The organism is Mycobacterium sp. E2462, assembly GCF_001672685.1.
Classification (GTDB): Bacteria; Actinomycetota; Actinomycetes; order Mycobacteriales; family Mycobacteriaceae; genus Mycobacterium.
Window position 1 is genome coordinate 1 of sequence record NZ_LZKC01000087.1, and the last position, 10,922, is coordinate 10,922.

The following is a 10,922-nucleotide window of genomic DNA, read 5'->3' on the forward strand; positions in this document are numbered from 1 at the left end:
GGCTGACCAACGGCGCGGCGAACTGGATCGTGCGCCGGCTGGGCATCGAACCGGCCGAGGAGTTGCGGTCGGCCCGGTCGCCGCAGGAGCTGCTGTCGCTGGTGCGGTCGTCGGCGCGCAGCGGCTCGCTGGACGCCGCCACCGCGTCGCTGGTGCGCCGCTCCCTGCAATTCGGGACGCTGAGCGCCGAGGAACTGATGACCCCGCGCTCCAAGATCGTGGCGCTACAGACCGACGACACGGTCGCCGACCTCGTCGCGGTGGCCGCCGAGTCCGGGTACTCCCGCTTCCCCATCGTCGCCGGCGACCTCGACGAGACCGTCGGCATCGTGCACGTCAAGCAGGTGTTCTCCATCCCCCGGGCCGACCGGGCGCGCACCCTGCTGACCACCGTCGCGCAGCCCGTTCCGGTGGTGCCCTCCACGCTGGACGGCGACGCCGTGATGGCCGAGATCCGCGCCAACCCGCTGCAGACCGCGCTGGTCGTCGACGAGTACGGCGGCACCGCCGGCATGGTGACCGTCGAGGACCTGATCGAGGAGATCGTCGGCGACGTCCGCGACGAGCACGACGACGCCACCCCCGACGTCGTCGCCGCCGGCTCGGGCTGGCGGGTGTCCGGCCTGCTGCGCATCGACGAGGTGGCGACCGCGACCGGATTCCGGGCGCCGGAGGGGCCCTACGAGACCATCGGCGGGCTGGTGCTGCGCGAGATCGGCCACATCCCCGCGGCGGGTGAGACGGTCAAGCTGCCCGCGCTGACCGAGGACGGCCTGCCGGACACGTCGCTGCGCTGGCAGGCCAGCGTCATCCGGATGGATGGCCGCCGGATCGACCTGCTTGAGTTGACGGAGCTGACCGGGCACGGCGACACCCCGGCCGTCGGGGGCGTCCGATGAGCGACCCGGTGGGGGTGCTGCTGGCGGTCGCGCTGATCGCGGTCAACGCGTTCTTCGTCGGCGCGGAGTTCTCCCTGATCTCGGCGCGGCGCGACCGCCTCGAAGCGCTGGCCGAGCAGGGCAAGGCGGCCGCGGTGACGGTGATTCGCGCCGGCGAGCAGCTGCCGGCCATGCTGGCCGGGGCCCAGCTCGGCGTGACGGCGGCGTCGCTGCTGCTCGGGCGGATCGGCGAGTCGGCCGTCGCCAATCTGCTGGACTCGGCCCTGGACGTCAGCGGCCTGCACTCGGCGTTGCTGCACACGGTGTCCTTCGCGATCGCGCTGGCGATCGTGGTCACCCTGCACGTGCTGCTGGGCGAGATGGTGCCGAAGAACATCGCGCTGGCCGGTCCGGAACGCACCGCCATGCTGCTGGTCCCGGCCTACCTGGCCTACGTCCGGGCCGCCCGGCCGTTCATCGGGTTCTACAACCGGTGCGCCAACGTGGTGGTGCGCGCCCTGGGCGTCGAACCCAGAGAGGAGCTCGAGATCGCCGTCTCGCCCGTCGAGCTGAGCGAGCTGATCGCGGAGTCGGCGTCCGAGGGGCTGCTCGATCGCGAGGAGCGCACGCGCCTGACCCGGGCGCTGCAGATCCGCAACCGCGTCGTCGCCGACGTCGCCGTGCCGCTGGCCGACGTGCACGCGGTGCCGGTCGTGGGGTCGGGCTCCGGGCCGACGGTCGGCGCGCTGGAGCGGGCGCTGGTCCAGACCGGTTACTCCCGCTTCCCGGTGGCCAGCGTCAACGGGGACTTCATCGGCTACCTGCACATCAAAGACGTGCTGACCCTCGGTGACGACCCGGACACGGTGATCGACCTGGCGATGGTGCGGCCCCTGCCGCGGTTGCCCCGCGCCTTGCCGCTCGCCGACGCGCTGTCGCGGATGCGGCGCAGCAACAGCCACCTGGCGCTGGTGACCAGCGAGGGCGGCGTCGTGGTGGCCATGGTGGCGATGGAAGACCTGGTGGAGGACCTCGTCGGGACGATGCGCGAGGCGTGACCCTGCCGGGCGGGGCCGCGCGCCGGGCCGGGCGTGGGGCAGCCCGTAGAATCTTCCGCGGCTGCCGGTCGAGAACGCGCCGGCACGTCGGAGGTTGCAGGCGCGCGTGATCCGCGTCGCCGCCCGCCGACACCGGGCCCGCCGGTGCAGCCGTGCAGGGCCTCTACCTGCGGGTCGGGCGGCTGACGCCCACCGGCCCGCGCTCGGTAGGCTGAACACATCGCCGAGCTGGACAGCTGCCGGCTCAGTGCGGCACTTGACGGAGGAGAAAAATGACTGATCGCGTGTCGGCAGGGAACTTGCGGGTTGCCCGAGTGCTCTACGACTTCGTGAACAACGAAGCGTTGCCCGGCACCGACATCGACCCGGACAGCTTCTGGGCGGGCGTCGACAAGGTCGTCACCGACCTCACGCCGAAGAACCAGGACCTGCTGCGCCGACGCGACGAGCTGCAGGCGCAGATCGACAGGTGGCACCGCCAGCGCGTCATCGAGCCCCTCGACATCGACGCCTACCGCGAGTTCCTCACCGAAATCGGTTACCTGCTGCCCGAACCCGCCGATTTCACGATCACCACCTCCGGGGTGGACGACGAGATCACCAGCACCGCCGGCCCCCAGCTGGTGGTGCCCGTGCTCAACGCCCGCTTCGCGCTCAACGCCGCCAACGCCCGGTGGGGCTCGCTGTACGACGCGCTGTACGGCACGGACGTCATCCCCGAGGACGACGGCGCCGAGAAGGGCACCAGCTACAACAAGGTCCGCGGCGACAAGGTGATCGCCTACGCGCGCAAGTTCCTCGACGAGGCCGTCCCGCTGGAATCCGGGTCGTGGTCCGACGCGACCGGCGTGAGCGTCGAGGACGGCCAGCTCAAGGTCGCGACCGCCGACGGCTCCGTCGGCCTGGCCAGCCCCGAGAAGTTCGCGGGCTACACGGGCGAGCTCGGCTCCCCGTCGTGGTCGGTGCTGCTGGCCAACCACGGCCTGCACATCGAGATCCTGATCGACCCGCAGTCCCCGGTCGGCAAGACCGACGCTGCCGGGATCAAGGACGTCGTCCTCGAGTCGGCCATCACCACGATCATGGACTTCGAGGATTCGGTGGCCGCCGTCGACGCCGACGACAAGGTGCTCGGTTACCGCAACTGGCTGGGGCTCAACAAGGGTGACCTGTCCGAAGAGGTCGCCAAGGACGGCAAGACCTTCACCCGCGTGCTCAACCAGGACCGCACCTACCGCACCCCGGACGGCGAGGGCGAGTTGACCCTACCCGGCCGCAGCCTGCTGTTCGTCCGCAACGTCGGTCACCTGATGACCAACGACGCGATCGTGTGGACCGAAGGCGACGAGGAAAAAGAGGTGTTCGAGGGCATCCTCGACGCGCTGTTCACCGGCCTGACCGCCATTCACGGCCTCAAGACCGGCGAGGCGAACGGCCCGCTGGCCAACAGCCGCACCGGGTCCATTTACATCGTCAAGCCCAAGATGCACGGCCCCGACGAGGTCGCCTACACCTGCGAGCTGTTCAGCCGCGTCGAGGACGTGCTGGGCCTGCCGCAGGGCACGCTGAAGGTCGGCATCATGGACGAGGAGCGCCGCACCACCGTCAACCTGAAGGCCTGCATCAAGGCCGCGGCCGACCGCGTCGTGTTCATCAACACCGGATTCCTTGACCGCACGGGCGACGAAATTCACACCTCCATGGAAGCCGGCCCGATGATCCGCAAGGGCGCGATGAAGAGCACCGCGTGGATCAAGGCCTACGAGGACGCCAACGTCGACATCGGCCTGGCCGCCGGGTTCAAGGGCAGGGCCCAGATCGGCAAGGGCATGTGGGCCATGACCGAGCTGATGGCCGACATGGTCGAGCAGAAGATCGGCCAGCCCAAGGCCGGCGCCACCACGGCGTGGGTCCCCTCGCCGACGGCGGCCACCCTGCACGCCATGCATTACCACTACGTGGACGTGGCCGCCGTGCAGGAGGAGCTGGCGGGCAAGAAGCGGACCACGATCGACGAGCTGCTCACCATCCCGCTGGCCAAGGAACTGGCCTGGGCGCCCGAGGAGATCCGCGAGGAGGTCGACAACAACTGCCAGTCGATCCTGGGCTACGTGGTCCGCTGGATCGACGAGGGCGTCGGCTGCTCCAAGGTCCCCGACATCCATGACGTGGCGCTCATGGAAGACCGTGCCACCCTGCGGATCTCGAGCCAATTGCTGGCGAACTGGCTGCGCCACGGCGTGATCACCGAGGAGGACGTGCGCGCCAGCCTGGAACGGATGGCCCCGCTGGTCGACGAGCAGAACGCCGGCGACAGCCGGTACCGCCGGATGGCGCCCAACTTCGACGACAGCATCGCGTTCCTAGCCGCTCAGGACCTGATCCTGACCGGGACGCAGCAGCCGAACGGCTACACCGAGCCGATCCTGCACCGTCGCCGGCGCGAGGCCAAGGCGCGCTCGGCGCAATCCAATTGAGCTCGCGCCGTAACCGGGTGCGAACGGGTGGTGGCGCCGCCGTTGGTTAAGATCGGCGCCGAACTGGCAGTATTTCGGCCGATGGATCGACGGAAAGGCGACGGACACCGCTATGGGTAGGCACAGTGCGCCCGACCCTGAGGACTCCGCCGACGAGCCGTTCGACCACGGCGACGCCCAGAGCGCTCTCGACGACGACGCCGAGTTCGACGGCGACGAAGGCTTTTACCCCGGCGACTCCGCGGCTGACCACCCGGCGAACGCCGACTACGACGACTTCTCGCCTCGCGACGACCGTTACGACGACGCCGACTTCCTCGACGGCGCCGCCGACGACTACCCGGAGTTCCCGCCCCGCCAGCCTGGCCCCGCGAACGCGGAGCCGTCGACGTCGCCGGCCTCTCTGTTCCGCCGCGGGCACCGCGGGCTCGGCGAGTGGCGCGGCGGCCACCGCAGCGAGGGCGGCCGGCGCGGGGTCAGCATCGGCGTCATCGTCGCGCTGATCACCGTCGTGGTCGTGGTCGGGGCGATCATCCTGTGGAGCTTCTTCGGTGATGCGCTGTCGCAGCGTTCGCACAAGGTTGCCGCCCGCTGCGCCGGCGGCAACCAGACGGTCCCGGTGGTCGCCGACCCGTCGATCGCCGATGCGCTGCAGCACTTCGCGGAGAGCTTCAACTCCTCGGCCGGCCCGGTCGGCGACCACTGCATGGTGGTCGGCGTCAAGGCCGCCGGCTCCGACGCAGTGCTCAACGGGTTCATCGGCAAGTGGCCCGCGGACCTGGGCGGCCAACCGGCGCTGTGGATTCCGGGCAGCTCGATCTCCGCGGCGCGCCTCGCCGGCGCCACGGCCCAGAAGACCATCACCGAAAGCCACTCGCTGGTCACCTCGCCCGTGGTGGTGGCCCTGCGCCCCGAGCTGCAGCCGGCGTTGGCCAACCAGAACTGGGGCGCGCTGCCGGGCCTGCAGACCAACCCGAACTCGCTGGCGGCCCTGAACCTGCCGGCGTGGGGCTCGCTGCGGTTGGCCCTGCCGCTGACCGGCAACGGCGACGCGACCTTCCTGGCCGGCGAGGTCATCGCGGCGGCGTCGGCGCCCCCCGGCGCGCCCGCGACGCAGGGCCTCGGCGCGGTGCGCGGCGTGCTCGGCGCCCAGCCCAAACTCGCCGACGCCTCGCTCAACGAAGCCCTGAACACGCTGCTCAAGCCGGGCGACGTCGCGACGGCACCCGTGCACGCCGTGGTCACCACCGAGCAACAGCTGTTCCAGCGCGCCCAGTCGCTGCCGGATGCCAAAGCGGCGTTGGGGTTCTGGCTGCCGCCCGGCCCGGCGGCCGTGGCCGACTACCCCACCGTGCTGCTGACCGGCAAGTGGCTCACCCAGGAACAGACCGCGGCCGCCAGCGAGTTCGCGCGTTTCCTGCACAAGCCGGACCAGCTGGCCAAGCTGGCCAAGGCCGGGTTCCGGGTTAACGGCGACAAGCCGCCGAGCAGCCCGGTGACGACCTTCCCGGCGCTGCCGTCGACGCTGTCGATCGGTGACGACCCGATGCGCGCCACGCTCGCCGAGGCCATGGCCACGCCGTCCAGCGGGCTGGCCGCCACCATCATGCTCGACCAGTCAATGCCCGGCCAGGAGGGCGGAAAGACGCGGCTGGCCAACGTGATCGCCGCCCTGGAGGACAAGATCAAGGCCCTGCCGCCCACTTCCGTCCTGGGCCTGTGGACGTTCGACGGCCACGAGGGCCGCTCCGAGGTGACCAGCGGACCGCTCGCCGACCCGGTCAACGGCCAGCCCCGCTCGGCGGCGCTGATCGCGGCGCTGGAAAAGCAGTACTCGTCGGGCGGCGGTGCGGTGTCGTTCACCACGCTGCGCATGATCTACCAGGACATCCAGGCCAATTACCATGCCGGGCAGACCAATTCGATCCTGCTCATCACGGCCGGGCCGCACACCGACCAGTCCCTCGACGGCCCAGGCTTGCAGGACTTCGTGCGCAAGAGCGCGGACCCGGCCAAGCCGATCGCGGTCAACGTCATCGACTTCGGCGCCGATCCGGACCGAGCGACGTGGGAGGCGGTCGCCCAGCTCAGCGGCGGCAGCTACCAGAACCTGGCCACGTCGGCCGGCCCCGAGCTCGCGACGGCGGTCAACGCCTTCCTGAGCTGACGCTGGGCCGCTTAGGCGTAAGCCTCCACGGGCGGGCAGGAGCACACCAGGTTGCGGTCCCCGTAGGCGCCGTCGATGCGGCGCACCGGCGGCCACACCTTGGGCCGGAAGCTCTTACCCAGCGGGTAGGCGGCCTCCTCGCGGGTGTACGGGTGGTCCCAATCGGTGACCAGCAGGCTCTCGGCGGTGTGCGGCGCGCCGCGCAGCGGGTTGTCGTCCACCGGCCACTCCCCCGAGCCGACCCGGTCGATCTCGCGGCGAATGGCGATCATGGCCTCGCAGAAGGCGTCCACCTCGTTGAGCGTCTCACTCTCGGTGGGCTCGACCATCAGCGTGCCGGCCACCGGGAAGCTCATCGTCGGCGCGTGAAACCCGAAGTCGGCCAATCGCTTTGCCACATCGTCGACCGTCACCCCGGTCGCCTTGGTGATGCCGCGCAGGTCCAGGATGCATTCGTGCGCGACCATGCCGTTCTCGCCGGTGTAGAGGACCGGGAAGTATTCGTCGATACGTCGCGCGATGTAGTTGGCCGAGGCGATCGCCGTCAGCGACGCCGCGCGCAGGCCGTCGGCCCCCATCATGCGGATGTAGGCCCAGCTGATCGGCAGGATCGAGGCCGACCCGTAGGGCGCCGCGGACACCGGGTGACCCTGGGGAAGTTCGGGGGCGTAGGGGTGCCCCGGCAGGAACGGCGCCAGGTGTGCGCGCACCGCGACCGGCCCCACCCCCGGACCGCCGCCGCCGTGCGGGATGCAGAACGTCTTGTGCAGGTTCAGGTGGCTGACGTCGCCGCCGAACTTGCCGGGCCGGGCCAGGCCGACCAGCGCGTTGAGGTTCGCGCCATCGACGTACACCTGCCCGCCGGCGTCGTGCACGGTGGCGCAGATGTCGGCGATGTCGTGCTCGTAGACGCCGTGCGTCGACGGGTAGGTCACCATCAGGGCCGACAGCTGCTCGCGGTGCTGATCGACCTTGGCGCGCAAGTCGTCCAGGTCGACGTCGCCGTTGTCGTGGCAGGCCACCACGACCACCCGCATGCCGGCCAGCGCGGCCGACGCCGCGTTGGTGCCGTGCGCACTGGACGGGATGAGGCAGATGTTGCGGTGCGGCTCCCCGCGGCTGACGTGGTAGTCGTGGATCGCCAGCAAGCCGGCGTACTCGCCCTGCGAGCCGGCGTTGGGTTGCAGCGAGACGGCGTCGTAGCCGGTGATGGCGACCAGCCAGTTCTCCACGTCGGCGATCAGGCGCCGCAGCCCCGCGCTGTCGGCCGGCGGCGCGAACGGATGCTGGCGGGCGAATTCCGGCCAGGTGATGGGCTCCATCTCCGCGGCGGCGTTCAGCTTCATGGTGCACGAGCCGAGCGGAATCATGCTGCGGTCCAATGCGATATCCCTGTCGGCCAGGGTGCGCAGGTAGCGCATCATCGCGGTCTCGGTGCGGTACTGGGTGAAGGCGGGGTGCGTCAGGAACTCCGAGCTGCGCGTCGCGATGTCCGCGCCGGCCGCCTCGGCGGGTTGCGCGCCGAAGGCCTCGAGCACCGCGGCGACGTGCGCGTCGGTGGTCACCTCGTCGCACGCCACGGACACGTGGTCGCCGTCGACCCGCCACAGGTTGATGCCGTGGGACTTGGCCGCGGCGACGATCTCGTCGGCGCGCCCGGGCACCCGCGCGAGCACCGTGTCGAAGAACCGGTCGTGCACGACCGCCTCGCCCAGCGCGGCGGCGATCGCCGCGGCGTGCCCGTGCACGCGCCGCGCGATGGCGGTGAGCCCCTCGGCGCCGTGGTAGCTGGCGTACATGGCGGCCATGACGGCCAGCAGCACCTGGGCGGTACAGATGTTGCTGGTGGCCTTGTCGCGGCGGATGTGCTGCTCGCGGGTCTGCAGCGCCAACCGGTAGGCCGGTGATCCGTCGGCGTCCAGCGACACCCCGACCAGCCGGCCGGGCAGCTGGCGGGCGTGGTTGGCGTGCACCGCCAGGTATCCGGCGTGGGGGCCGCCGAATCCCATTGGCACGCCGAATCTTTGGGTGGTGCCGAACGCGGCGTCGGCGCCGATCTCCCCCGGCGGGGTGAGCAGGGTCAGGCTCAGCAGGTCGGCCCCGAGTGCGACCAGGGCGCCCCGGTCATGGGCCTGCGCCACCAGGTCGGCCCAGTCGGTGACGCGACCGCTGGCGCCGGGCAGCTGCGCGACGACCCCGAAGAAGTCCCCGTCGGGCAGCCCGTCGCGCAGGTCGGCCGTGACGATTTCGATGCCCAGCGGCTCGGCCCGGGTGGCCAGGATCGCGGCCGTCTGGGGAAAGACGTCGGAGTCGACGGCCAGCCGGTTGGCCTTGCCGCGCGCGGCCCGGTGCATCAGCGTCATGGCCTCGGCGGCGGCGGTGCCCTCGTCGAGCATCGACGAGTTCGCCACTTCGAGGCCGGTGAGGTCGGCAACCATGGTCTGGAAGTTCAGCAGCGCCTCCAGCCGGCCCTGGCTGATCTCCGGCTGGTACGGGGTGTAGGCGGTGTACCAGGCGGGGTTTTCCAAGACGTTGCGCAGCAATACCGGCGGAGTGAGCGTGTCGTAGTACCCCTGCCCGATCATCGACACGGCCACGGTGTTGGCGTCGGCCAGGCCCCGCAACTCGGCCAGGGCCTCGGCCTCGCTGACGGGGGCCGGCAGGGCGTCCAGACCCGGCGCGGCGCCGCTCTCGGTGAGCCGGTCCAGGATGCCCGCGGGAACCGCCTTGGCGGCCAGCGCGTCTAACGAGTCGACACCGATGACCCCAAGCATGGCCGCGACGGCCTGGGCGTCAGGGCCGATGTGGCGGGCGGCGAACGTGGCTTGATCGGGCACTGGACACTCCTGGGGTCGGCGCGCTGAGGCAGAGGACGATCGGCCCTCTCCCTCTGTCTTCACCCGACCACCGGGCGCCTGAGAGATTCGGCGCGTGGAACGAGAACGCCTTTCCCCATCGGCGGGCTGGGCCGTTGCAAGGCCCACGCCGCTTTCCAGAGGCATCGGTTATTCGCGCGGTCCGGGTGCCTGAGAGGTTGACGGAGAGGTGTTGCTCCTTCGGCGTCCGTGACTGGTGGCCACGAAACTCTCCCGCTCGAAAGCGATGCGCAGTCCAGCTTACTCGGCCCCTCGGGGCGTGACCCGGTCCGCTGTGCGGGCGCGTCGGGTCAGCCGATTTTGCGGGCGCGGTCCTTGCGGCGCGACGCCAGCTCGTCCTCCGGCGCGGCGATGGATTCGCCGCCGTCGGCGCGCTCGCCGGGGAAGTCCGCGATGACGCCGGTCAGCTCGCGCATGGCGCCGGACACCGCGATCCCGAACACGCCCTGGCCGCCCTGCAGCAGGTCGACGACCTCCTCGGCGGAGGTGCACTCGTACACGGTGGTGCCGTCGGAAAACAGGGTGATGTTGGCCAGATCCTGGACGCCGCGCTGGCGCAGGTGGTCGACGGCCACGCGGATGTTGTGCAGCGAGATGCCGGTGTCGAGGAGCCGCTTGACGATCTTGAGGACCAGGATGTCCTTGAACGAGTAGAGCCGCTGGCTGCCCGAGCCGGCCGCGCCGCGGATCGAGGGCACCACCAGCGAGGTGCGCGCCCAGTAGTCGAGCTGGCGGTAGGTGATGCCGGCGATCTGGCAGGCGCTGGGGCCGCGGTAGCCGACCAGCTCGTCGGGGACCGAGTCGTCGGGGAACAATCCGGGCTGGACGGGCTCGCTGACCGCGGCGACGCTGCGGTCACTGCCCGCGCTGTTGCCCTGCTCGGTTAGCTCCAGCTGCTCTTGGCGTGGCTGCTCGCTCACGGTGGTTCCTCTCCGCGATCGTGCTTCGGTCGTTGGCTGCATCTCCGGCTGCACCGCAGCCACGTTCGCTCAGGCCCGAGTGCTAGAGAGCTTACGCTTATCGATAGCCGCCGCGCCTGATGTCGTGACTGAAGTATGGCCGCCCCAGCGCCAAGTGGGCGCGCTATCCGTCAGCGTGTCGACATCGGGGCGCCAGATGAGATGCATCCGTGATGTCTGCCTTCAGCCTAATGGTTACCTGCCCGAGGTTCGGCACAACGGCCGCATCGCCAGGGTCAGGTCGCCTTGAAGTCGTCCGGCGACACGCTGTCGAGGAACTCCTTGAACTTCTCCACCTCGTCCTCACGGACCGCGGTGCCGCCCTCCTCGTCGCTCTCGTCGGGGATCAGCAGGCCGGCCTGGGCGAGCACGGCCTCCTCGACGTAGATCGGAACACCGACGCGCAGCGCGATGGCCACCGAGTCCGAGGGGCGCGCCGAGACGGTGATGTTGCGGTCGAAGAGGTGCGGATTGTCGATCTGCAGGAGGGCACCTTCTACGCCGACC

General features: G+C 70.5%; 7 protein-coding genes and 1 riboswitch. Of the genes, 4 read left to right on the top strand and 3 right to left on the bottom strand.

Annotation, left to right across the window (positions count from 1 at the left end; genetic code table 11):
• The 4 genes from A5714_RS04395 to A5714_RS04410 all read left to right on the top strand — a co-directional run.
• The coding region (locus A5714_RS04395) for a hemolysin family protein (protein ID WP_156747169.1) at positions 1-899 on the top strand (899 nt) is incomplete at its 5' end.
• Complete coding sequence (locus tag A5714_RS04400) at positions 896-1,936, top strand: hemolysin family protein (protein WP_068075109.1); 1,041 nt, start codon at positions 896-898, stop codon at positions 1,934-1,936. The genes A5714_RS04395 and A5714_RS04400, both read left to right, overlap by 4 nt.
• Positions 1,937-2,208: 272 nt before the next feature.
• Complete coding sequence (locus A5714_RS04405) at positions 2,209-4,413, top strand: malate synthase G (protein ID WP_068283133.1); 2,205 nt, start codon at positions 2,209-2,211, stop codon at positions 4,411-4,413.
• Positions 4,414-4,525: 112 nt separating this feature from the next.
• Positions 4,526-6,580, top strand: a complete 2,055-nt coding sequence (locus tag A5714_RS04410) for a substrate-binding domain-containing protein (protein ID WP_068283136.1) — start codon at positions 4,526-4,528, stop codon at positions 6,578-6,580.
• Positions 6,581-6,591: 11 nt separating this feature from the next.
• Here A5714_RS04410 and gcvP read toward each other — a convergent pair whose 3' ends face one another.
• From gcvP to A5714_RS04425, 3 genes are all read right to left on the bottom strand, one after another.
• The gene (gene gcvP, locus A5714_RS04415; RefSeq protein ID WP_068283139.1) at positions 6,592-9,417 is read right to left on the bottom strand and encodes an aminomethyl-transferring glycine dehydrogenase; all 2,826 of its coding nucleotides are present in this window, start codon (positions 9,415-9,417) and stop codon (positions 6,592-6,594) included.
• A 167-nt stretch (positions 9,418-9,584) separates the two neighbouring features.
• Positions 9,585-9,682: riboswitch (glycine riboswitch) on the bottom strand.
• Positions 9,683-9,746: 64 nt separating this feature from the next.
• On the bottom strand, positions 9,747-10,376 hold the full coding sequence (locus tag A5714_RS04420; protein WP_068075098.1) for a MerR family transcriptional regulator: 630 nt from the start codon (positions 10,374-10,376) through the stop codon (positions 9,747-9,749).
• Positions 10,377-10,651: 275 nt separating this feature from the next.
• The coding region (locus tag A5714_RS04425; protein ID WP_197513547.1) for a bifunctional nuclease domain-containing protein at positions 10,652-10,922 on the bottom strand (271 nt) is incomplete at its 5' end.

What these genes read in the sequence shown, in the direction of transcription:
- A5714_RS04400 (WP_068075109.1), top strand. Translation starts at nt 896, where the DNA reads ATGAGCGACCCGGTGGGGGTGCTGCTGGCGGTCGCGCTGATCGCGGTC.
- A5714_RS04410 (WP_068283136.1), top strand. Translation starts at nt 4,526, where the DNA reads ATGGGTAGGCACAGTGCGCCCGACCCTGAGGACTCCGCCGACGAGCCG.
- A5714_RS04405 (WP_068283133.1), top strand. Translation starts at nt 2,209, where the DNA reads ATGACTGATCGCGTGTCGGCAGGGAACTTGCGGGTTGCCCGAGTGCTC.